Origin of the sequence: Brevundimonas sp. UBA7506 (genome assembly GCF_002479495.1) — a bacterium.
Classification (GTDB): domain Bacteria; phylum Pseudomonadota; class Alphaproteobacteria; order Caulobacterales; family Caulobacteraceae; genus Brevundimonas.
Window position 1 is genome coordinate 407979 of record NZ_DLNQ01000005.1, and the last position, 20954, is coordinate 428932.

The window sequence follows — 20954 nt, forward strand, 5'->3', positions numbered from 1 at the left end:
TCGGAGACGGCGTTCGCAATTGCGGCCAAGCTACGGTTCGTTAGGCATTTTCGGTCACCATCGGGAAACTGTGTTCACGCTCAGAAGGAGCGTCCGTCGTGCCTGAGCAGATGAAGCCCTATCTTCCGTCCGCCTTCCTGCTGTTCCTGATCGTCTATCTGGGCGTTCAGGCCCTGACCGGGCAGCGCGGCTTGCTGAGCGGCGGCGAGCGGGACGCCCTTCTCGCCAAACGCGAGGCCCAACTGGCCCACCTGACCGAGCAGCGCCGCGATCTGGAAGTTCGCGTGCGTTATTTGCGGACCGAGAGTCTTTCTAAGGACCTGCTGGAAGAGCGGGCGAGGGCGGTGCTCGGCTTTGCCGATCCGCGCGACTACGTAGTTCGCCTGAGCGCGCCCGTCGCGCACAACTCTGACGCGATCCAAACCTCCTGAACTATTGTTACAGCTTGAGCGGCTCGCTTTGCGTTTCGGGAACGAAGGCTGCTAAAGCCCCTTTCCGTAACGATAAGAGTCCCTGAAAGCAGGGGCGCAGCCGGGAGATGCCGGATGGCGAAAGCCGCCGCTCAGAAATCCTCGTCCAGCGCGGACGACACCAAGATTCCGAACACGCCTCAGGCTTCGAAAGAAGACCTGCTGCGCTTCTATCGCGAGATGGTCCTGATCCGCCGCTTCGAGGAGCGCGCGGGCCAGCTTTACGGCATGGGCCTGATCGGCGGCTTCTGCCACCTCTACATCGGCCAGGAAGCCGTGGCGGTGGGTGTCCAGGAGAGCGTCAAGCAAGGCCACGACAAGATCATCACCGGCTACCGCGACCACGGTCATATGCTGGCTGCGGGCATGGACCCGAACGCCGTCATGGCCGAGTTGACCGGTCGTATCGGCGGCTCGTCCAAGGGCAAGGGCGGGTCGATGCACATGTTCGACGTGCCGACCGGCTTCTACGGCGGTCACGGCATCGTCGGCGCCCAGGTGGCGCTGGGTACGGGCCTGGCCTTCGCCGGTAAGTACCGCGGCGACGACTCGGTGGCCTTCGTCTACTTCGGTGACGGCGCCTCGAACCAGGGTCAGGTCTACGAAAGCTTCAACATGGCCCAGCTGTGGAAGCTGCCGGCCATCTACATCATCGAGAACAACCAGTACGCCATGGGCACGAGCATCGAGCGCTCGTCGTCCACGACCGAGCTGTTCATGCGCGGCGCCAGCTTCGGCATTCCGGGCGAGCAGGTCGACGGCATGGACGTCCTGGCCGTCCGTGACGCCACCGCCCGCGCCGTGGCCCGCGCCCGTGCAGGTGAAGGTCCGTACATCCTGGAAGTGAAGACCTACCGCTATCGCGGCCACTCCATGTCGGACCCGGCCAAGTACCGCACCAAGGAAGAGGTCGATGAGGTCAAGAAGACCCGCGACCCGATCGACCATCTGAAGATGCTGCTCGCCGCCGCCAAGGCGACCGAGGAAGAGCTGAAGGCCATCGACAACGAGGTGAAAGCCATCGTCGCCGAAGCCGTGCAGTTCGCACAGGAAAGCCCTGAGCCGGATCCGTCCGAGCTCTATACTGACGTCTACGTGGAGGCCTGATCCGTGACCGACATTCTGATGCCGGCGCTGTCCCCCACGATGGAAGAGGGCACGCTGACCAAATGGCACATCAAGGCGGGCGACACCGTGTCGGCCGGCCAGGTGATCGCTGAGATCGAAACCGACAAGGCCACGATGGAAGTCGAAGCCGTCGATGAAGGCGAAGTGCTGGAAATCCTGGTGCCGGAAGGCTCCGAGAACGTGAAGGTCAACACGCCGATCGCGCGGCTGGCTGGCGAAGACAGCGCCCCCGCGCCCGCAGCCAAGGCTGATGCGGCCCCGGTCGCTCAGGCTGCTCCGGCGGCCGCTGCTGTTTCGGCTGCCCCCAAGACGGAACTGCGCGATCCGGAAATCCCGGCTGACGCCAAGCTGGTCAAGACGACCATCCGCGACGCCCTTCGCGACGCCATGGCCGAAGAAATGCGCCGCGACGACCGCGTCTTCCTGATGGGCGAGGAAGTCGCCCAGTACCAGGGCGCCTACAAGGTCAGCCGCGACCTGCTGCAGGAATTCGGCGACCAGCGCGTGATCGACACCCCGATCACCGAGCACGGCTTCGCCGGCCTCGGCGTCGGCGCGGCCATGGCGGGGCTGAAGCCCATCGTCGAGTTCATGACGTGGAACTTCGGCATGCAGGCCATCGACCACGTGATCAACTCGGCCGCCAAGACCCTGTACATGTCGGGCGGTCAGATCCGCGCGGATATCGTCTTCCGCGGTCCCAACGGCGCGGCCAGCCGCGTCGGCGCGCAGCACAGCCAGGACTATTCGGCCTGGTACGCCCAGGTTCCTGGACTGAAGGTCATCGCGCCGTATGACGCCGCTGACGCCAAGGGGCTGCTGAAGGCCGCCATCCGCGATCCGAACCCCATCGTCTTCCTCGAACACGAGATGATGTACGGCATCGAGTTCGACGTGCCGGAAGTCGAGGACTACGTCGTGCCGATCGGCAAGGCCAAGGTTCGCCGTGAAGGCACGGACGTCACCATCACGGCCCACAGCCGCATGGTCGGCTTCGCCCTGCAGGCCGCCGAAAAGCTGGCCGAGGAAGGCATCTCGGCCGAGGTCGTGGACCTGCGCACCCTGCGTCCGCTGGACCACGAGACCATCGTCGAAAGCGTCAAGAAGACCAACCGCCTGGTCTCGGCCGAAGAGGGCTGGGGGCCGATGGGCGTCGGCGCCGAGGTCGTGGCCCGCGTGATCGAACACGCCTTCGACTACCTGGACGCTCCGCCGCTGCGCGTGCACCAGGAAGACGTGCCGCTGCCTTACGCCGCCAATCTGGAAGCCCTGTCACTGCCGGGCGTGGACAAGATCGTCGCCGCCGTGAAGCAGGTGATGGCGTGAGCGAAGCGTCCGAGTTCATGCTGACGGCGCCGGAAAGCGTCGTTGCTGATCCGCAGGCTATCGAAATCCTGCGGATGTGGTGGTCGAACAACGAACCGGTCATGTCCGTGAAGCCCGCCTTCGAGGACCCGATCAAGTTTGGCGAGCTGCTGGCCTATGCTGCTCGCCACATGGCGCACGGTTACGCCGTGCGTCACGGCCACAACGAGCGCGAAGCCTACAATCGCATCCTTCAGGGTCTGTCCCAGGTCGTGAAGGCCGACAATGTGCAGACCGTGGCCGAGCCTGTGGCTGCGCCGAAGGGGAATGCCTGATGACTGACATCCTGATGCCCGCCCTGTCGCCCACGATGGAAGAGGGCGTTCTGGCCAAGTGGCACGTCAAGGTCGGGGACGTCGTCTCCGCCGGCGACGTCATCGCCGAGATCGAGACCGACAAGGCCACGATGGAAGTCGAGGCCGTGGATGAAGGCGAAGTCACCGACATCCTGGTCGCCGAAGGCACCGAAGGCGTGAAGGTCAACACGCCGATCGCCCGTCTGAAGGATGAAGGCGGCGCGGTGGCCCCCAAGGCAGCCGCCAAGGCGGAAGAGGCGCCCAAGGCTGCGGCGGTTGCGGCCGAGGCCCCCAAGGCCGCGGCGCCGGCCGCCCCGGCTCCCGCTGCGCCGAAGTCGGACAGCGGCGAGCGTATCTTTGCTTCGCCCCTGGCGCGTCGCATCGCCGCCCAGAACGGCGTCGACCTGAAGTCGATCAAGGGCACCGGCCCGCACGGCCGCATCGTCAAGCGTGACGTTGAAGGCGCTCCGAAGGGCGCGGCTCAGCCCGCAACCTCGACGGCGACCGCCGCCGCGACCTCGGGCATCGCCCCGCGTCAGGTCCAGTCTCTGGCCCAGATGGGCATTCCGGACGGCAGCTACGACCTGATCCCGCTGGACGGCATGAAGAAGGCCGTGGCGCGTCGCATGGTCGACAGCATCCAGAACGTCCCGCATTTCCCGCTGTTCATCGACTGCGAGATCGACCAGCTGATGGCTGTTCGCGCCAAGGTGAACAAGATGCTGGAGCCGCAGGGGATCAAGGTCTCGGTCAATGACTTCGTCATCAAGGCCGCTGCCCTGGCCCTGAAGATGGTGCCGGAGGCGAACGCCTCCTACACCCCTGAAGGCATCGCCATGCACCACAACGCCGACGTCTCGATGGCGGTGGCGATCGACGGCGGTCTGATCACCCCGATCATCAAGAAGGCCGAGACCAAGGGCCTGGCGCAGATCGCGACCGAGTCCAAGGACCTGGCCAAGCGCGCCCGCGAACGCAAGCTGAAGCCCGAAGAGTTCCAGGGCGGCACCTTCTCGGTGTCCAACCTGGGGATGTTCGGCATCAAGCAGTTCACCTCGATCATCAATGAGCCGCAGGGCTGCATCATGAGCGTAGGCGCGGGCGAGCAACGTCCGGTCGTCAAGGACGGCCAGATCGTGCCGGCCACGGTCATGACCGTGACCCTGACCTGCGATCACCGGGTGGTCGACGGCGCGACGGGCGCTCGCTTCCTGCAGGCGTTCAAGCCGCTGATCGAAGATCCCGTGGCGATGCTGGCCTAGGGGGAGGGTGAAGTCATGACCTCGGTTTATGACTTCTCCGCCCGCGCCATCGACGGCACGGATGTGGCGCTGGACCGCTTTCGCGGTCAGGCGCTGCTGATCGTCAACACGGCGTCAAAGTGCGGCTTCACCGGTCAGTATGACGGGCTGGAGAAACTGCACCGCGACTTCGCCGACGCGCCGTTCCAGGTGCTGGGCTTTCCCTGCAACCAGTTCGGCGACCAGGAGCCGGGCAGGGCGGCGGAGATCGCCGCCTTCTGCGCCACCAGTTTTGAAGTCACCTTCCCCCTGTTCGACAAGGTGGAGGTCAACGGACCGGACCGGCATCCGCTCTATGCCTGGTTGACCCGGCAGAAGCGCGGCTTCCTGGGCTCACAGAACATCAAGTGGAACTTCACCAAGTTCCTGACCGACCGCGAAGGCCGCGTCGTTGCGCGCTATTCGCCTCAGACTGAACCCGCGGCCATCAAGGCCGACATCGAGAAGTTGATCTGATCATGGCTGCTGAATTCGATCTCGTCGTCATCGGTTCGGGCCCCGGCGGTTACGTCGCGGCGATCCGCGCCAGCCAGCTGGGCCTGAAGGTCGCCATCGTGGAGCGCGAGAATTTGGGCGGCATCTGCCTGAACTGGGGCTGCATCCCGACCAAGGCCCTGCTGAAGTCGGGCGAGAAGTTCGAGAGCCTGAGCCACCTGAAGGAATACGGCCTGTCGGCATCCGGCGCCTCCTTCGACTTCGACGCCATCATCCAGCGCTCGCGCGGGGTCGCGGCGACGATGAACAAGGGCATCGGCTTCCTGATGAAGAAGAACAAGATCGAGGTGATCGAGGGCTCGGCCACGCTCGAGAAAGGCGCTGCGGCTCCCAAGGTCGTCGTCGCTCTGAAGGCCGGCGGCACGCGCGCTATTGAAGCCAAGACCGTCATGCTGGCCGTCGGCGCCCGCGCCCGCGCCCTGCCGCAGATCGGTCTGGAAGCCGACGGCGACAAGATCTGGGCCTATCGCGACGCCCTGGCCCCCAAGAAGCTGCCCAAGACCTTCGTCGTCATCGGCTCGGGCGCCATCGGCATCGAGTTCGCCAGCTTCTATCGCGCCCTGGGCGCCGAAGTGACCGTGGTGGAAGCGGTCGATCGCATCATGCCGGTCGAGGACGAAGAGGTCTCCAAGGCCGCTCAGAAGTCCTTCGAGAAGCGCGGCATCAAGTTCAAGGTCGGCGCCAAGGTGACCAAGGTCTCCAAGGATTCCAAGGGCGTGAAGGTCGCTGTTGAAGTGAACGGCAAGGCCGAGACGCTGGAGGCCGAGGTCTGCATCTCGGCCGTCGGCATCACCGCTAACACCGACGGCATCGGCCTGGAGGCGCTGGGCGTCGAACTGGACCGCGGTCACATCAAGACGGACAGCCACTGCCAGACCAACGTCAAAGGCCTGTACGCCATCGGCGACTGCGCTGGCGCGCCCTGGCTGGCGCACAAGGCCAGCCACGAAGGCATCCATGCGGCCGAGCACATCGCCGCGTACAAGACGCCGAACGTCCATTCGCCCATCGCCGGCTGCACCTACGCCCAGCCGCAGGTCGCCTCGGTCGGGATCACCGAACAGGGCGCGCGCGCCGAGAAGCGCGAGGTCAAGATCGGCCGCTTCCCGTTCCGCGTGAACGGCAAGGCCGTGGCCGCAGGCGAAATCGACGGCTTCGTCAAGGTGATCTTCGACGCCAAGACCGGCGCCCTGATCGGCGCCCATATGATCGGCCACGAAGTCACGGAAATGATCCAGGGCTACGTCACCGCCATCACCATGGAAGCGACCGAGGAAGACATTCACGGCATCGTCTATCCGCACCCGACCATGTCCGAGGCCATGCATGAGGCGGCCCTCGACGCCTACGGGCGCGTGATCCACATCTGATCCGGTTGTTAGAAAATCTGAACTGTGGCTAAGAGGATCGCCCTCTTCTCCACGGTTCGGAAGTTTCATGATCGTCGCCTCTGACGCCCTCGGCCTGATCGGCAACACGCCCCTGGTGCGGCTCAGGCGCGCGTCGGAGCTGACCGGCTGCGAGATCCTCGGCAAGGCCGAGTTCATGAATGTCGGCGGGTCGATCAAGGACCGTGCAGCGCTCAGCATCATCAGGAAAGCGCGGGCGTCGGGCGCGCTCAAGCCTGGCGGCGTCATCGTCGAGGGCACGGCGGGCAATACCGGCATCGGTCTGGCCCTGGTCGGCGCGGCGCTGGGCCATCCCGTCGTCATCGTCATGCCGCGCAGCCAGACGGACGAGAAGAAGCGGGCGGTTCGTCTGCACGGCGCCCGCTTGATTGAAGTCGATCCTGCCCCCTTCGCCAGCCCCAATCACTTCGTGCACTTCTCGCGCCGCCTGGCCGAGGAACTGAACGAGAGCGAGCCGAACGGCGCCTTCTACGCCGATCAGTTCGACAATCCGGCCAACCGCGAGGCTCACTACGAAGGCACGGCGCCGGAAATCTGGAAACAGACGGACGGGAATATCGACGGCTTCATCTGCGCCGTCGGATCGGGCGGGACGCTGGCGGGGTGCGCGGCCTACCTGCGCGAACAGAAGCCGGAGATCGGCATCGGTCTGGCCGACGTGCCGGGGGCGGCGCTGTTTAGCTGGTTTACCGAGGGCGTGCTGAAGGGTGAAGGCAGTTCGATCACCGAGGGCATCGGCGTCAACCGCATCACCGGCAACCTGGAAGGACTTGTGGTCGATCATCCTTACCGGATCGAGGACGCCGAGTTTCTGCCCATCCTGTTTGATCTGGTGCAGCACGAGGGTCTGTCGCTGGGGCCCTCCAGCGGGGTCAACATCGCCGGGGCTATCCGCATGGCCCGCGACCTGGGGCCGGGCAAGACCATCGTCACCGTCTTGTGCGACTCCGGTCAGCGCTACGCCAGCAAGGTGTATGATCCGGCCTTCCTGACCGCGCGCGGCCTGCCGACGCCAGAGTGGCTGAACCGATGAGTCGCAAGAAGGAGCAGGCCGTCGAGAGCCGCATTCCGCCCCTGAATGCGCTGAAGGCGTTCGAGGCCGCCGCGCGTCGCCTGAACATCACCCGCGCCGCCGAGGAACTGTCAGTTACGCCCGGCGCCATCAGCCAGCAGATCCGTATTCTGGAGGAACATGCCGGCGCCCCCCTGTTCCATCGCGAGGGGCGCCAGATCGCCCTGACCGAACTGGGGGCCGAGCTCTATCCGCTGCTGCACGACGGTTTCGACTATCTGAAGCGGGCGGGGGACCTGTTGTACCGTCCCAACCGACGCCATGCCCTGGCGATCAGCGTGCCGCCGTCCTTCGCCGCCAAGTGGCTCGCGCCCCGTATCGCGCGTTTCTCCGCCGCTCATCCCGAGGTCGAGGTCTGGATGTCGGCCGACATGCGGCTGGCCGACGTCGGCGGCGGACGGGTGGATGTGGCGGTGCGCTATGGTCGGGGCGACTACACTGGCGTTCGGTCGGAGCGCTTGCTGTCCGCCGATGTGACCCCCGTGTGCAGCCCGTCCTTGCTAAGCGGCGCGCATCCGCTGAAACGCCCGGCTGATCTGGCCCATCACACCCTGATCCATCTGCGGCCCGGCGAGATGGAAGAGCCGCGTCCGGACTGGCCCGCCTGGCTGGCGTCCCGCAAGCTGCCCCATATCGACGCCTCGGCCGGTCCGCGATTCGATCAGACCGCCTTGGCGATCGAGGCTGCGGCCCATGGTCAGGGCGTGGCCCTGGCGCCCTACGCCTTTGTCGCCGACGACCTCGCCTCGGGTCGTCTGGTCGCGCCTTTCGCCGACGGGGCCCTGTCGACGGCGCTGGCCTATCATGTGCTGACGCGCCGCAGCGGCGTGTCCGAACCGGCCCGGGCTTTCGTGCGCTGGCTGAAGGATGAAACTCGAACCGCTGAGCAGCAGGTCGACGACCTTTGACCCCTAATGGAAATCGCGCGAGCCGGGCAGGATGCGGACGTCGCGCGTTTCATTAATGCGACAACAGCGCGATTGTCGGCGGCGGGGGACGTGTTAGAAAAGCCTGATGGGGTCCAACTCGATAAGGCGAGGAATGCTGGCGGCGCTGATGGCGTCGTTAATCGCCTTGTTCGTGTTCGTTCCTGCCGCTGACGCCATGAGTTGCGGGCCCGAGGGCGAGCCGTCCGGCACCGTCCTGGTGATCGACGACCACGGCAACCAGCCCCATCCAGCCGACGATGCGAACCATCCGGCCTGTTCGCATGGACATTGCCATCACGGCGGCGTCTCGACGCCAGCGCGTCAGGATACGTCGTTCAACGTTGCGCCTCGACGCGAGCTTCTGCTCGCAACCCTGTCTCATCGACTGATTTCGCACCCGCCCGCCGGTCCAGAGCGCCCACCCAGAACCTGACGTGGTTGCGCGCCTTCGCGCGCCCTTCACGTCAATTTTCTGGGAAACAGGACATGCCATCCCTCTATCGTCGTCTGCCGCGCATCGCGGCGGGCTGCGCCATGGTCGCCTTGGCGACCGCAACGACCGGCCCTGCCTGGGCCGATCCCGCGCCCGCGTTTGAAATCCTGCTGCAGCAGGTCGGTGCTTCGCCCACAGCCATGGAAGCGGGCGCTCTTCAAGAGGCCGCCGAGGCCCGGGTCAGACAGGCCCGCGTTCGCCCCAACCCCACGCTGGCGCTGGACGTTGAAAACGCCTTTGGCAGCGGGCCTTTCGAAGGCTTCGGCAATGCGGAAACGACGCTGGGCGTCACTCAGGACCTCGAACTCTGGGGGCGACGCGGCGCACGCGTCGATGTGGCCCGCGCCGAAGCCGGAGCGCTTGCGCTGCGCCGTGATCTCGCCGTTGTCGATGCTGCGGGGCGACTGGCCCTGGTTTATGCCGAGGCCGAAGCCGCCGAGCGGCGCTTCCATCTGGCCGAAGAGGCGTTGAGCGTCACCCTGGCCGACGCCCGTGCGGCCCTGACCCTGGTCGAGGAAGGTCGCGAGCCTATGATGCGCGCCCTTCAGGGCGAGAGCGAAGCCGCCACCGCCCGCGCGAGCCTGGACGAGGCGCAGGCTGAACGGGACGCCGCTTTCGCAAGGCTGACGGCGGTCGCCATGCTGCCGACGCCCGTGACCTCGATCAAGGCCAGCCTGATTGATCAGGTCCCCTCAGCTGCCATGTCTGGGGACGCAGCCACGCTCGTCGTCCGTGTGGCCGAGGCCGAGCGCGAGACAGCGGAGCGACAGATCGCGGTCGAGCGTATCCGCGCCCGTCCCGACGTCAGCGCCTCGGTCGGGTTGCGTCGCTATGAGGCCGAGGACGCCACGGCCCTGACCCTGGGGCTCAGCCTGCCTTTGCCGCTGTTCGACCGGAACCGGGGCAATATCGACGCCGCCCAGGCCGAGTTGCGGGCCGCCGACGCCCGCCTGCTGAGCGCGCGTCAGGAAGCTCAGGCGGATCGAAACGCCGCTAAAGCCCGCCTGAACGCCTCGGCCAGCCGGGTGTCAGCCACCGACGCCGGTGTGACCGCCGCACAGGAAGCCTACCGCCTGTCGCGCATCGGCTTTGACGCCGGCCGCATCTCGCAACTGGAACTGCGCGTCTCGCGCGCCGCCCTGATCTCCGCCCGTAACGCCGCCGTCGACGCCCGCCTGGCGCGGGTCCGGGCGGAAATCGACCTGGCGCGCCTGCAAGGCCGCGCCCCGTTTGGAGCTGTTCAATGAAACGCACCGCTGGACTGAACAAGACCTGGCTGACGGCCGGAGCCGCCGCCGTCGCCCTTCTGGGCGGCGCGGGCTTCTATGTGCTCAAGGGCCAACCGAAAGCCGCGCCGGAGGCGACTGAAACCAACCGCGCCGATAAGGAAGTTTCCGAAGGCGCAGGCGAGGGTGTGGTCGAACTGTCGCCCGCCCAGATCGAAGCCGTCGGCATCTCGGTTGTCGCGGTCGGCGGCGGCGGCGGAGGCGAGGTCCGCCTGTCCGGCCGCGTCGAGCCGATGGTGGATGCTCGCGCCGCGGTGGCCGCCGCTGTTGCGGGACGCGTCGAACGGGTGCTGGTCGCGCCGGGGCAGTCGGTTCGCGTCGGTCAGGTTCTGGCGATCCTGGTCAGTGGCGACGCCGCCGCCTTGAAAGCCGACGCCGACGCGGCACAGGCCACGGCGATCGCCGCCCAGCAGGCGCACCGCCGCGAAGAGGACCTGGCCAATCAGGGCGTGGTCGCGCGGCGTGACGCCGAGGTCGCACACGCTCATGCCATGGGCGCCGAGGCCGCCGCCCGCGCCGCGCGCGCCCGGTCCGCAGCGGCGGGATCGCCCGACGCCATGGGCCGTCTCAGCGTCGTCAGCCCGATTGCGGGCGTAGTCACCAGCGTTCTGGTCGGACCGGGAGGTTTCGCCGCTCAAGGCGGTGTGGTCGCCGAGATCACCAATCCGGCGCGCGTCGAAATGGTGTTCAGCGCGCCGCCCGCCGTGGCGTCTCATGTCCGCACCGGCAGCAGGATCCGCGTCACGACCCCGTCAGGCGACGTGGATAGCGTCGTGACCGGCGTGGCGACCGGCGGCGGCCTGGAAAGCGGCGCGGCCGTCATTCGAGCCCGACCGACCGTCGACGCCCTGCCGCCCGCAGGCTCGGCGGTCACGGGCGCGGTGGCGACGGGCGAAGCGGTCGGCGGCGTCACCGTGCCGTCCGACGCCGTGCAGACCGTCGAGGGCGCAAGCGTGGTCTTCGTGCGCACCGAGACCGGCTTCCGCGCCGCGCCCGTTCTGGTCGGACGGCAGGCGGCAGGACGCACCGAGATCGTGCGGGGCCTGACCGGCGCCGAGCGCATCGCCGGCGCCAACGCCTTCCTGCTGAAAGCCGAGCTCGCCAAGGGCGAAGCCGAGCACGGCCACTAGGGGGCGACGGATATGTTCAAAGCTATCATTGAGGCGTCTGTCCGCTTTCGCGGGTTCGTCGTCCTGGTCGTGGCGCTCATCGCCGCGCTGGGCCTGTTCGAACTGACCAAACTGCCGATCGACGCCGTTCCTGACATCACCAACCGACAGGTTCAGATCACGACCGTCGCGCCCGCTCTGGCGCCCGAACAGATCGAAAGACAGGTCACCTATCCGCTCGAAACAGCCATGTCGGGCATTCCCGGCCTGGTCAGCACCCGCTCGCTCTCGCGCAACGGTTTCAGCCAGATCACGGTCGTCTTCACCGACCAGACTGACATCTATTTCGCTCGCCAGCAGGTCGCTGAGCGGATGCGGCAGGCGTCGGACAGTCTGCCCGAAGGCGTCGAGCCAGCCTTGTCGCCGATCACGACGGGTCTGGGCGAGGTGCAGATGTGGACCGTCGACTATGTCCCCTTCAGCCCCAAGACCACGGTCGCCACCGGCAAGCCGGGCTGGCAGTCTGACGGCGCCTATCTGACGCCCCAAGGCGAGCGGCTGACCACCCCGCAACAACGCGCTACCTATCTGCGCACAGTCCAGGACTGGATCATCGCCCCGCAGATGCGCACCGCGCCCGGTCTGGCCGGAATCGACGTGAACGGCGGCTATGTGAAGGAATACGCGGTGCGGCCCGACGCGGCGGCCCTGACCCGCTACGGTCTGGGCCTGAATGATCTGGTGCTGGCGCTGGAGCGCGCCAACACCCAGGCCGGGGCCGGCTATGTCCAGCGGGCAGGGGAGGCCCTGGTGGTGCGCGCCGACGCCCTGGCCGCGACGGTCGAGGATCTGGCCCAGGCGCCGGTCGTCAATCGTGGCGGTCTGGTCGTTCGCGTCGCCGACGTGGCCACTGTCGAGATCGGCCAGGCGCCGCGTCTGGGCGGCGCCAGCCGCGACGGCCACGAAGCCGTCCTCGGCACTGCCTTGATGCTGGCCGGTGAGAACAGCCGGACCGTGGCTCAAGCGGCGGCCAAGCAGTTGGAAAAGGTCGGTGCGTCTCTGCCGCCGGGCGTCGTCGCGACTCCGGTTCTGAACCGCAGCGATCTGGTCAACTCGACCATATCGACCGTGGCGCGCAACCTGATCGAAGGGGCGCTGTTCGTCATCCTCGTGCTGTTCCTGCTGCTCGGAAATTTTCGGGCGGCGGGGATCACGGCGCTGATGATCCCGCTGTCCTTCCTGTTCGCCGTCATAGGCATGAACCGGTTCGGCATCAGCGGAAACCTGATGAGCCTGGGCGCGCTCGACTTCGGTCTGATGGTCGACGGCGGCGTGGTGGTGATCGAGAACTCCCTGCTGATGCTGACCCGGAAACGGGCCGAGCTGGGACGGATGCTGACCCGTAGCGAGCGTCTCGGCGTGGCGGTTCAGGCGGCGCGCAAAATGGTCAAGCCTGCCGCATTCGGTCAGTTGATCATCCTGCTGGTCTTCACGCCGCTGCTGATGCTGGAAGGGGTGGAAGGCAAGACCTTTGTACCGATGGGGGCGACGGTCATGCTGGCCCTGATCGGCGCCTTCATCTTCTCCTTCACCTTCGTCCCGGCCATGGCGGCCCTGTTCGTGCGCGAGCCCAAGACGGTTCATCTGGGCGCGGACGGTCAGGTCGAGGAACATGAGACACGGGTTCTGCGCTTCGCTCGACGCTGGATACAGCCCGCCATTGGCGCGGCGGTGGCCCGCCCCAAGATGGTGCTGATCGCCGCTCTGGCGACGACGGCCGTCGGCGCCGTCTCCTTCATCAGCCTGGGCCGGGAGTTCATTCCGACCCTGGACGAGGGCGACATCGCCATGCAGGCGCTGCGCGTGCCGTCCGCCTCGTTGGAGCAGTCGCTGGCCATGCAGATGGCCCTGGAACGCACCATTAAGGCCCAGCCCGAGGTCGAGACCGTCTTTTCGCGCACCGGCACCGCGGAGGCGGCGGTCGACCCTATGCCCGCCAACATCTCGGATGCGGTCATCATCCTCAAGGACCGCAAGGACTGGCCCGATCCCAAGCTGTCGAAGGAAGACCTGATCGCCTGCATCGAACAGGTCGCCAGCCAGCAGATCGGCAACAGCCTCGAGTTCAGCCAGCCGATCGAGCTGCGCTTCAACGAACTGATCTCAGGGGTCCGCACCGACCTTGCTGTCATGGTCTATGGCGACGACTTCGACACCCTGCAGAAGACGGCGGAAGCTGTCGCCGCCAAGCTGCGGGCCACGCCGGGGGCCTCCGATGTGCGGGTGGAGCAGGCGTCCGGCCTGCCGACCCTGACCATCAGCGTCGATCGCTTCGCGGCGGCCAACTATGGTCTGTCGGCGGCGGATGTCTCAGAGGCGGTTTCCACCGCCGTCGGCGGCGCCGAGGCCGGGCGCATCTTCGAAGGCGACCGTCGCTTTGACGTCGTCGTGCGCCTGCCTGACGACGTGCGAAACGATCCAGCCACCCTGGCCGCCCTGCCGATCGTCTCATCGACCGGCGTCGTCGTGCCCCTGTCCTCGGTGGCGCGCATCCATACCGCCGAGGGTCCGAACCAGATCAGTCGCGAAAACGGCAGTCGGCGCATGGTGGTCCAGGCCAATGTGCGCGGCCGCGATCTGGGCGGCTTCGTCGCCGACGCGCAAAGGTCGGTCGCCGACGTCGCCCTTCCGGTCGGCTATCGTCTGGATTGGGGCGGGCAGTTCGAGAACCTGAAACGGGCTGAGCAACGCCTGGGCCTGGTCATTCCCATCGTCTTCGTCATGATCGGCGTTCTGCTGTTCATGGCGCTGGGGTCGCTCACCGAGGCGGGCCTGGTCTTCGCCTGCGTGCCTCTGGCCCTGGTCGGCGGGGCCTTGGCCCTGCTGCTGAGGGGGATGCCGTTTTCGGTCTCGGCGTCGGTCGGCTTCATCGCCGTGTCGGGCGTCGCGACCCTGAACGGTCTGGTGCTGATGCAGGCGATCCGCGAGCGGTTGCAGGCGGGCCTCGAGCCCGTCGTAGCGGCTATCGAGGGGGCGTCCAGCCGTCTCAGGGCCGTCTTGACCACAGCCCTGGTGGCCATCGTCGGCTTCATTCCGATGGCGCTGGCGCAAGGGGCAGGGGCCGAGGTCCAAAAGCCCTTGGCCACCGTGGTTATCGGCGGCCTGCTGACCGCCACGGCCCTGACCCTTCTGGTCCTGCCGACCTTCGCCGCCCGGGCGGCAAAGCGTCGAAGCGACAGGATGGACGACTAGCTCCAGACGACAGAAGCCCCCCTGACCGGCAATCAGAGGGGCTTCTTCCTCGCCTACGCGGTGTCAGCGTCGCGTGGCGGTCTCGATGATGGTGCGCGCCTCGGCGATGGCGACTGTGCTGGTGATTTCGCCGTCCTGGATCTTCTGGGCCAGGTCCATCAACGGAGGGCCGGTGACGACGCCGGTCTGGGCTTCTTCCTCGATGTAGACGCCGTTGTTGCGGGCGATGACGGCGTCCCAGGCGTCGCGGACAGCGGCCCAGTAGTCCTTCGTCGCCGCCCAGTAGTCGTCGCCAGCCTTGGGCGAGTAGCTGGTGGACCGGTCGTAAGTGTTGACGACGTCTTCCTGCACGATGGCGATCGGCTCGCCGCCGGCGCGGCCCGACATCTTCATGTTGTCCTGGATGTGCACCCAGCCGTTCGGGGTCAGGGCGTGGCGGTTGGTCCCGAGATAGCGGTCGTAGATCGGGTTCAGCACCGCATCCCGCCGCGCCAGCGGTCGCCAGGTCGGCTCAGAGGTCCAGACCTTCATGCCGTTGCCGTAGGTCCAGCGGCCGACGCCGCCATAGCGGGGCGAGTCGTCGGTCTGCCACACGGTCTGCGACCAGGCGCCAGCTCGCTCTTGAGCTGACACCGCCATCAGAGTCCACCGGTTCGGTCCGGCGTAGGTAAGGACGGCTTCCGGCTGATAGACCCAGTCCTGACGCCAGTGCTTGATGACGATGGCCTGACCCTCATGTTCCATGACCAGGATATGCTGCAGGCTGATGCGGTCGCCCTTGTCATAGACGACGCGCACAATTTCGCTGCCGCCTGACAGCTTGCCTTCCATCGGGTCGTAGTCGGGGCGGAAGCTGACGTTCTCGCGCATGTCGAAGTGGACGCGGTACTGACCGGCCTGCGCCAGGATCGACTGGCGATCCCGTTCGAACGAGTTGGCCGGCGCGGTGGCGCTCGCGGCGGTCTGGGCCAGTGCGGTCGCGGCGGGCGCAGCGCCCGTCAGGAGGGCGGCGGCGATCAATAGGGCGCGCATGGAGTTTTCCTTGGTGACGTTCGTTCGCATTTTCGGAGCCCGGGTCTCAGTAGCGGACGTTCAGCGAGACGCCGAAGTTGCGGCCGGGCTGGGTGAAGGCGGGCAGGGTGGCCGGGTCGGTCGGGGCCGTGAGCGTGCCGCCGCGCGACAGGCCGCGCACGTCGCTCCACCATGCGTAGGTCTCGTCCAGGGCGTTGAAGACCCCGGCGCGCAGCGTGGCCTTCTCAGTCACATTCCAGAAGGCGGTCAGGTCGAGGATGGCGAATTCCTCGCCCTGCCAGCAGTTGCCGCCGCCGCAGCCGGCGCGGTCCTTCTTGCCCGACCAGGTGACGGTGGCCGAACCGCCCCAGACGCCCGACGGCGCGGCGTAGTTCAGGCCGCCCACGACCTTGACCGGATCGATGCTGGTCAGCTTGCCCTTGGCGCCGTCCGTCTCCTGATCGCCGTCGGCGAACGAGGCGGCGACGATGGCCGAGAAACCGTTGTCCCAGCGGATGTCGCCACGCGCTTCCAGACCCCAGATCTTCACTTCGGTCAGGTTGACGTATTGGTAGATCAACGGATCGACGCCCGGCACGCCCGTCCCGCGCACGACGATCTGATTGATGAAGTCGTCGTAGTTTGTGTGGAAGGCCGTGGTCGACAGCGACAGGTTGCCGCCGAACATGTCGAGGTTGCGGAAGCGGAAGCCGCCTTCAATGCTCTCGCTGGTTTCCGGCGTCAGGTCCGGGTTCGGGATGGACTCGTAACCGAAGACCGGGTTGGCGAAGAAGTTGTTCACCTGCATCGGCGAGGGCGCCTTGAAGCCCTGGGCGTAGTTGGCGAAGACGCTGAAGTGGTCGTCGATCCAGTAGATGGCGCCGATCTTGGGCGACAGATGGCTGTCGCTCTGGCTCGCCGAGGGAGCCGGGAAAAGGGCGTCAGCCTTGGGCGTCAGTTCGTACCAGTCGTAGCGCAGCGCCGGGATGATGCTGAGACGGCCGCCCAGCAGCTCGATCTCGTCCTGAATGAACAGGCCGGCCAGATCGTATTCCGTCTTGGGGAAGGGGCGGGCGGGGAAGGGCTCGCCCATCGGCGGCACCGTGCCGTCGCGGAGGCCTTCCTGAGTGGTGCGCGACCAGTCGCCGCCGACGGTGACGCGGTGCTGGATCGTCTCGCCGCCGAAGGTCCTGGACCCCTGCGCGGCCATGCCCCAGACGCTGTTGTCGAAGGTGACGTCGCGGGTGCGGTCGACCGCAGGCGTACGGTCCTCATAGGTGAACTGACGTGTCGTGGCGTCCTGCCAGTAGGCGGCGACCGAGCCGTCATCCAAGCCGAAGACATCATTGAAACGCCAATCGACGCTGACGCGATCGCGCTGGGTCTCGTCGTGGGCCGTCAGGCCGATGACGGTGGCTGAATAGCTGCTCAGCGCCTCGCCATCCATCTCCTGATCGAAGTGATCATAGGTCAAGCGGACGGTGTGGTTGGCGTTGGCGTCCCAGACCAGCTTGCCCAGGATGGCGTTCGAGGCGAATTCCTGGGGGTTGGGCTGGGTGCGCGCCGAGCCCGTGCCGCCGACCTCGGCCATGTTCTCGGTCTCATGGGCGTCGCGACGGGTGTAGGCCAGCAGGCCAGACAGGGCGCCGGTGCGGCCGGCCAGGGCCAGACCCTCGGTCCAGCCGTCGTCAGCCGAGTTGTAACCGACGCGGGCGCGAGCACCGAAGTTCTCGCCGCTATTGATGAAGTCGGCCGGGTCCTTGGAGGTGAAGCTGACCGCGCCGGCGATGCCGTCCGAGCCGTAGAGGGCTGAGGCCGGTCCGCGCAGGATCTCGACCGACTTGACCAGGTCCAGGTCGTTATAACCGCCGCGACCGACCGCCTGGGCGCCGAAGGCGAAGCCGTCCGGCACGCGCACGCCGTCCTGAATGATCAGGACGCGGTTGCCGCCCATTCCGCGAATGGTGAAGCCTGAGTTCCCGTCGCGACCGGCTCCCGACAGTGCGGCGGAGAAGCGGGCCGGACTGGTCGGGACGCTGACGCCCGGCTCGAACCGGATCAGGTCCTTGATGTCGGTGACCAGATTATTCTCGATGGTCTCAGCCGTGATGACGCTGACGCTGGCCGGCACATCGTCCATCCGACGCTGGGTGCGGGTCCCGACAACCGTGACAGGCGCGATCGGCACAGCCTTCTGAAGGTCGACCACCTCTTCCGCCATGGCGGGGAAGGCGGCGGCCGAAAGGGCGGTCAGCCCGGCGGAGAACATCAGAAGCGAGCGCATGGTTACAGCCCCGGTTGGAGAGGGCTGCGCAATTACTGCGAACGATTATCAGAATCAACCGCAATAATTCTGCAGATGAGACTTAGCTCGACGCCCCGGACCGATGCGGTTGAGGGCGACTTGGGCGACCAAACTGCCACTGATCCCGACCCCGCGACCGCCATGTCCGCGATGCGTAGGCCCGGCTGCGCAGCGAGGCGGCCGTCCCTCGAACGTCACGCACGTAAAGCCACCATCAGGTTCACATCCGCCTAAGCCTTGCTCGGATGCCCACGTGGATCAGGGCGGGACGGCAAGCCGCAGGCAGAAGCTGCGCGCCTTCCAGATCATCGTCGATGCCTTGCGGTATTGGGCGGGGTGGAGGCCCGGTCACCGACGGCGATGGCATGTCCGCTGACGGCGCATATCAGCCGTCTGGAACGGCGAACGATCCGTTTGATCGTAGCGAACGTATTTCGCGAGAATGCCGACAGGATTACGCCATGAACATAGCAATCGCCTACCTTCTGACCCTGGTCGTCTTCGCCGTGATCGACACGGCCTGGCTGGGAAGCATGGGTGACCGGCTTTACCGCCCGCTGATCGGCTCGATGCTGGCGGAGAACTTCAGACTGGCGCCCGCTGTCGCCTTTTACGCCCTCTACGCCGCAGGACTGACGATCTTCGCCGTCCTGCCGGGACTGGCGGACGGCGGGTGGAAGAAGGCGCTGCTCTGGGGCGGGCTGTTCGGCCTGTTCGCCTATGGCACCTATGACCTGACGAATCTGGCCACTTTGAAGACCTGGAGCCTGAAGCTGTCGCTGATTGACATGGCCTGGGGCGTTTGCGTCAGCGCCGGTTCGTCGGCGATGGCGTGCGCGCTCGCCATGCGGCTGCTGCGCGCCATCTAGCGCTTTGGCGGGCGAATGAAAAAGCGGCTGGTGCGCGCGGCGTAGGCGGCGAAGGCCTCTGGGCGCGACCGGCGCATATGGGCCTCCAGCAAGGGAACGCCCGACACATGGTTCAGAAGCCAGTAGATGTAGGCCGGACCGGTCAGGGCCAGCCAACCCCAAGGCCAGGGGCTGCTGAAACTGATCGCGAATACGGGCCAGGCGCACCACCCCAGCCATTCGAAGAAGTAGTTGGGATGCCTCGACCAGGCCCACAGGCCGGTATCGCAGACTTGTCCCCTGTGGGCGGGATCGGCTTTGAAGGCGGCGAGTTGTCGATCGGCGACGGCTTCTCCGATCAGGGCTGATACGAACAGCAAGGCGGCCGCGCCGTCCTGCAACGTCAATCCCGGCGTTGGATTGCGCGCCGCCGCCAGCACGCTGAGCGCCAGAAAGGCGGCGGCGCCGGCCTGAAGCATCAGGAAGCCGAACATCTTCGCCTGGAAGCCTTGGCCCCATTCCACACGCAGCCGGGCGTAGCGTGGGTCCTCGGCTTCGCGCGCGGCCCGATGGGCGATGTGAAGACCAAGCCGAAGACCCCATAATCCGATCAGAACGGCCACCAGCCATTGCCGCGCGGATGGGGACGACCCGTCCAGCGGGAACAGGGCCACGCCGACGCCGGCCAACCCCAGGCCGAAGGACCAGAAGGCGTCAGCCCATCCACCTTGTCCCGTGCGGCGCTGAACCACCCAGGCCGCGCTCATGACGACGGCGAGAAAGAGCGTCGCCGTGCCCCAGAGCGCTAGCAATGGGATCACAGTCTTACGAAAGGCTGCATCAGACGGCCCAGCCAGCCGTCCAATTGGATCTCGCCGTCCAGGGCGACGACGCAAAGGCAGGGAGTGTCCGACACCACGCGAGGCTGGTGCATGACGTCATCGTCGGCTTCTTCCAGATCGCCGACGTCGAACCGTTCGGTCTCGGTGGCGTAGGCGCCCGAGATGACGCAGGTCAGCTCAACGCCGCCGTGCGTATGACGCGGCGTCTCGCGACCGGGATCGATCTTCAGCAGTATGACCCGGCAGGCGCCGTCGCGCGGCGCGTGGACGTCGCGGACCCGGATGCCCGGACCGATCCAGCGCCAGGGGCCGAGCGCGTAGCGCCGCAGCGGCTCGGGCAGTTCGGGCATGTCGTTCAGCGGCGCTGGAACCCTGACCTCACCGGCGTCGGTCTCGATGAGCGCCATGGCCCTCGAGAGAGCGTCGTCGGACAGTGCGCTCGGTGCGGTCTCCTCCAGAAACTCGCCGCCGACCGCCTGAAGTCGGCGCACCCAGGCGTCGTTGGCCGGGCGCAGGGCCAGGTGGGCGGCGACGACGACAGCCTCGGGCGGACTGAGCGTTCCGGCGGCATAGGCGAGAAGGCGTTCCTCAGAAGGATTGCGACTAGGGTTCATCGGGTGGCTTCCTCGGACGGTTCGAGGATCAGGCGGAGCTTGCTCATGGCGTTGCGGATGCGGGATTTGACCGTGCCCAGAGGCAGGTCGAGCCGCCGGGCGATTTCGGAATGGGGGCTGTCCATGAAGAAGGCGAGGCGCAATACCTCGACCTGATCAGGTTTGAGACGGGACAAGGCGCTTCGGACGCGTTCGGCATCCTGGGAGGCGGACAGGATGTCGTCCGGGCGCTGCACCCCGGCGTCGGAGAGGTCGATCTCCGGAGCGGGGAGAGGGCGCGCGTCGCGACGCAGCATATCGAGCCGGCGGTTGCGGGCGATGGTGAAGATCCATGTCGCGGCCCGAGCCTTGCGGGCGTCGAACAGATCGGCTTTGCGCCAGACCGTCAGCATGGCGTCCTGGGCGAAATCTTCTGCCGCGGCTGCAGTGGCGCCCGACTTGATCAGCCAGGCCTTCAGGCGGGGCGCATAATAGCTGAACAGCTCGGCGAAGGCCTCCCGATCACGCCGTAAGGCCACCGCCTCGATCAAGCGGTCGTGCGCAAAGGGGTCCGGTGTGGGGCCGTCGGCGGTCATGCCGCACGAGGTCCTGGCTGAAGGTGTGAATGGGGCGGCCTCGACATGCATGGAGCCTAATACGCTTCGGGAAAAAGTCTGGATCATTCGTAATCCGATCGCGACCTGGGTGCGTAATCCGGTCAGCCTGCAAAGCCACGGCAGGCGTGTTTCG

At 66.6% G+C, this 20954-nt stretch carries 19 protein-coding genes; 14 read left to right on the plus strand and 5 right to left on the minus strand.

Features of this window, described 5'->3' with window-relative positions:
- Positions 1-110 precede the first annotated feature (110 nt).
- The 13 genes from B3K53_RS03785 to B3K53_RS03845 all read left to right on the plus strand — a co-directional run bounded on the left by B3K53_RS03785 (position 111) and on the right by B3K53_RS03845 (position 14605).
- Positions 111-431 (plus strand): FtsB family cell division protein, encoded by a 321-nt coding sequence (locus B3K53_RS03785; protein ID WP_390182934.1) that lies wholly within the window; start codon positions 111-113, stop codon positions 429-431.
- Positions 432-545: 114 nt separating this feature from the next.
- Complete coding sequence (gene pdhA, locus B3K53_RS03790) at positions 546-1577, plus strand: pyruvate dehydrogenase (acetyl-transferring) E1 component subunit alpha (protein ID WP_292082760.1); 1032 nt, start codon at positions 546-548, stop codon at positions 1575-1577.
- A 3-nt stretch (positions 1578-1580) separates the two neighbouring features.
- The gene (locus tag B3K53_RS03795; protein ID WP_292082761.1) at positions 1581-2924 is read left to right on the plus strand and encodes a pyruvate dehydrogenase complex E1 component subunit beta; all 1344 of its coding nucleotides are present in this window, start codon (positions 1581-1583) and stop codon (positions 2922-2924) included.
- On the plus strand, positions 2921-3238 hold the full coding sequence (locus B3K53_RS03800) for a DUF5076 domain-containing protein (protein ID WP_292082762.1): 318 nt from the start codon (positions 2921-2923) through the stop codon (positions 3236-3238). The genes B3K53_RS03795 and B3K53_RS03800 overlap by 4 nt, the downstream gene beginning before the upstream one ends.
- On the plus strand, positions 3238-4521 hold the full coding sequence (locus B3K53_RS03805; RefSeq protein WP_292082763.1) for a pyruvate dehydrogenase complex dihydrolipoamide acetyltransferase: 1284 nt from the start codon (positions 3238-3240) through the stop codon (positions 4519-4521). The genes B3K53_RS03800 and B3K53_RS03805 overlap by 1 nt, the downstream gene beginning before the upstream one ends.
- 15 nt (positions 4522-4536) lie before the next feature.
- Positions 4537-5016: a glutathione peroxidase gene (locus B3K53_RS03810; protein WP_292082764.1), complete on the plus strand. Its 480-nt coding sequence runs from the start codon at positions 4537-4539 to the stop codon at positions 5014-5016.
- A gap of 2 nt (positions 5017-5018) precedes the next feature.
- A complete protein-coding gene (lpdA, locus tag B3K53_RS03815; protein WP_292082765.1) occupies positions 5019-6425 on the plus strand; it encodes a dihydrolipoyl dehydrogenase in 1407 nt (468 codons plus the stop codon).
- Between the two features lie 67 nt (positions 6426-6492).
- A complete protein-coding gene (locus B3K53_RS03820) occupies positions 6493-7497 on the plus strand; it encodes a cysteine synthase A (protein WP_292082766.1) in 1005 nt (334 codons plus the stop codon).
- Positions 7494-8444 carry a transcriptional regulator GcvA gene (gene gcvA, locus B3K53_RS03825; protein WP_292082767.1) on the plus strand — a complete coding sequence of 317 codons (951 nt, stop codon included), beginning with the start codon at positions 7494-7496 and terminating at the stop codon, positions 8442-8444. The genes B3K53_RS03820 and gcvA overlap by 4 nt, the downstream gene beginning before the upstream one ends.
- A gap of 133 nt (positions 8445-8577) precedes the next feature.
- Positions 8578-8898: a hypothetical protein gene (locus tag B3K53_RS03830; RefSeq protein WP_292082768.1), complete on the plus strand. Its 321-nt coding sequence runs from the start codon at positions 8578-8580 to the stop codon at positions 8896-8898.
- Positions 8899-8951: 53 nt separating this feature from the next.
- Complete coding sequence (locus tag B3K53_RS03835) at positions 8952-10205, plus strand: TolC family protein (RefSeq protein WP_292082769.1); 1254 nt, start codon at positions 8952-8954, stop codon at positions 10203-10205.
- Positions 10202-11374: an efflux RND transporter periplasmic adaptor subunit gene (locus tag B3K53_RS03840; protein WP_292082770.1), complete on the plus strand. Its 1173-nt coding sequence runs from the start codon at positions 10202-10204 to the stop codon at positions 11372-11374. Before B3K53_RS03835 ends, B3K53_RS03840 begins: the two co-directional genes overlap by 4 nt.
- 12 nt (positions 11375-11386) lie before the next feature.
- Positions 11387-14605 carry an efflux RND transporter permease subunit gene (locus tag B3K53_RS03845; RefSeq protein ID WP_292082771.1) on the plus strand — a complete coding sequence of 1073 codons (3219 nt, stop codon included), beginning with the start codon at positions 11387-11389 and terminating at the stop codon, positions 14603-14605.
- Between the two features lie 63 nt (positions 14606-14668).
- Here the strand turns inward: B3K53_RS03845 and B3K53_RS03850 are convergent, their stop codons facing one another.
- Positions 14669-15637 carry a DUF6607 family protein gene (locus B3K53_RS03850; protein WP_292082772.1) on the minus strand — a complete coding sequence of 323 codons (969 nt, stop codon included), beginning with the start codon at positions 15635-15637 and terminating at the stop codon, positions 14669-14671.
- Positions 15638-15683: 46 nt separating this feature from the next.
- Complete coding sequence (locus B3K53_RS03855) at positions 15684-17900, minus strand: TonB-dependent hemoglobin/transferrin/lactoferrin family receptor (RefSeq protein ID WP_292082773.1); 2217 nt, start codon at positions 17898-17900, stop codon at positions 15684-15686.
- Positions 17901-18382: 482 nt separating this feature from the next.
- Between B3K53_RS03855 and B3K53_RS03860 the strand changes: the two genes are divergently transcribed.
- On the plus strand, positions 18383-18790 hold the full coding sequence (locus B3K53_RS03860) for a DUF2177 family protein (RefSeq protein ID WP_292082774.1): 408 nt from the start codon (positions 18383-18385) through the stop codon (positions 18788-18790).
- Here the strand turns inward: B3K53_RS03860 and B3K53_RS03865 are convergent.
- From B3K53_RS03865 to B3K53_RS03875, 3 genes are read right to left on the minus strand one after another with little or no spacing between them, the layout of a single operon-like run.
- Positions 18787-19590, minus strand: a complete 804-nt coding sequence (locus tag B3K53_RS03865) for a DUF1295 domain-containing protein (RefSeq protein ID WP_292082775.1) — start codon at positions 19588-19590, stop codon at positions 18787-18789. The two genes, B3K53_RS03860 and B3K53_RS03865, sit on opposite strands and share 4 nt — an antisense overlap.
- Positions 19587-20225: a ChrR family anti-sigma-E factor gene (locus tag B3K53_RS03870; protein ID WP_292082776.1), complete on the minus strand. Its 639-nt coding sequence runs from the start codon at positions 20223-20225 to the stop codon at positions 19587-19589. The genes B3K53_RS03865 and B3K53_RS03870 overlap by 4 nt, the downstream gene beginning before the upstream one ends.
- Positions 20222-20800 (minus strand): sigma-70 family RNA polymerase sigma factor, encoded by a 579-nt coding sequence (locus tag B3K53_RS03875; protein ID WP_292082777.1) that lies wholly within the window; start codon positions 20798-20800, stop codon positions 20222-20224. Before B3K53_RS03875 ends, B3K53_RS03870 begins: the two co-directional genes overlap by 4 nt.
- Positions 20801-20954: the final 154 nt, after the last annotated feature.

What these genes read in the sequence shown, in the direction of transcription:
- B3K53_RS03785 (WP_390182934.1), top strand. Translation starts at nt 111, where the DNA reads ATGAAGCCCTATCTTCCGTCCGCCTTCCTGCTGTTCCTGATCGTCTAT.
- pdhA (WP_292082760.1), top strand. Translation starts at nt 546, where the DNA reads ATGGCGAAAGCCGCCGCTCAGAAATCCTCGTCCAGCGCGGACGACACC.
- B3K53_RS03805 (WP_292082763.1), top strand. Translation starts at nt 3,238, where the DNA reads ATGACTGACATCCTGATGCCCGCCCTGTCGCCCACGATGGAAGAGGGC.
- B3K53_RS03810 (WP_292082764.1), top strand. Translation starts at nt 4,537, where the DNA reads ATGACCTCGGTTTATGACTTCTCCGCCCGCGCCATCGACGGCACGGAT.
- lpdA (WP_292082765.1), top strand. Translation starts at nt 5,019, where the DNA reads ATGGCTGCTGAATTCGATCTCGTCGTCATCGGTTCGGGCCCCGGCGGT.
- B3K53_RS03820 (WP_292082766.1), top strand. Translation starts at nt 6,493, where the DNA reads ATGATCGTCGCCTCTGACGCCCTCGGCCTGATCGGCAACACGCCCCTG.
- gcvA (WP_292082767.1), top strand. Translation starts at nt 7,494, where the DNA reads ATGAGTCGCAAGAAGGAGCAGGCCGTCGAGAGCCGCATTCCGCCCCTG.
- B3K53_RS03830 (WP_292082768.1), top strand. Translation starts at nt 8,578, where the DNA reads ATGCTGGCGGCGCTGATGGCGTCGTTAATCGCCTTGTTCGTGTTCGTT.
- B3K53_RS03835 (WP_292082769.1), top strand. Translation starts at nt 8,952, where the DNA reads ATGCCATCCCTCTATCGTCGTCTGCCGCGCATCGCGGCGGGCTGCGCC.
- B3K53_RS03840 (WP_292082770.1), top strand. Translation starts at nt 10,202, where the DNA reads ATGAAACGCACCGCTGGACTGAACAAGACCTGGCTGACGGCCGGAGCC.
- B3K53_RS03845 (WP_292082771.1), top strand. Translation starts at nt 11,387, where the DNA reads ATGTTCAAAGCTATCATTGAGGCGTCTGTCCGCTTTCGCGGGTTCGTC.
- B3K53_RS03850 (WP_292082772.1), bottom strand. Translation starts at nt 15,637, where the DNA reads ATGCGCGCCCTATTGATCGCCGCCGCCCTCCTGACGGGCGCTGCGCCC.
- B3K53_RS03855 (WP_292082773.1), bottom strand. Translation starts at nt 17,900, where the DNA reads ATGCGCTCGCTTCTGATGTTCTCCGCCGGGCTGACCGCCCTTTCGGCC.
- B3K53_RS03860 (WP_292082774.1), top strand. Translation starts at nt 18,383, where the DNA reads ATGAACATAGCAATCGCCTACCTTCTGACCCTGGTCGTCTTCGCCGTG.
- B3K53_RS03870 (WP_292082776.1), bottom strand. Translation starts at nt 20,225, where the DNA reads ATGAACCCTAGTCGCAATCCTTCTGAGGAACGCCTTCTCGCCTATGCC.
- B3K53_RS03875 (WP_292082777.1), bottom strand. Translation starts at nt 20,800, where the DNA reads ATGACCGCCGACGGCCCCACACCGGACCCCTTTGCGCACGACCGCTTG.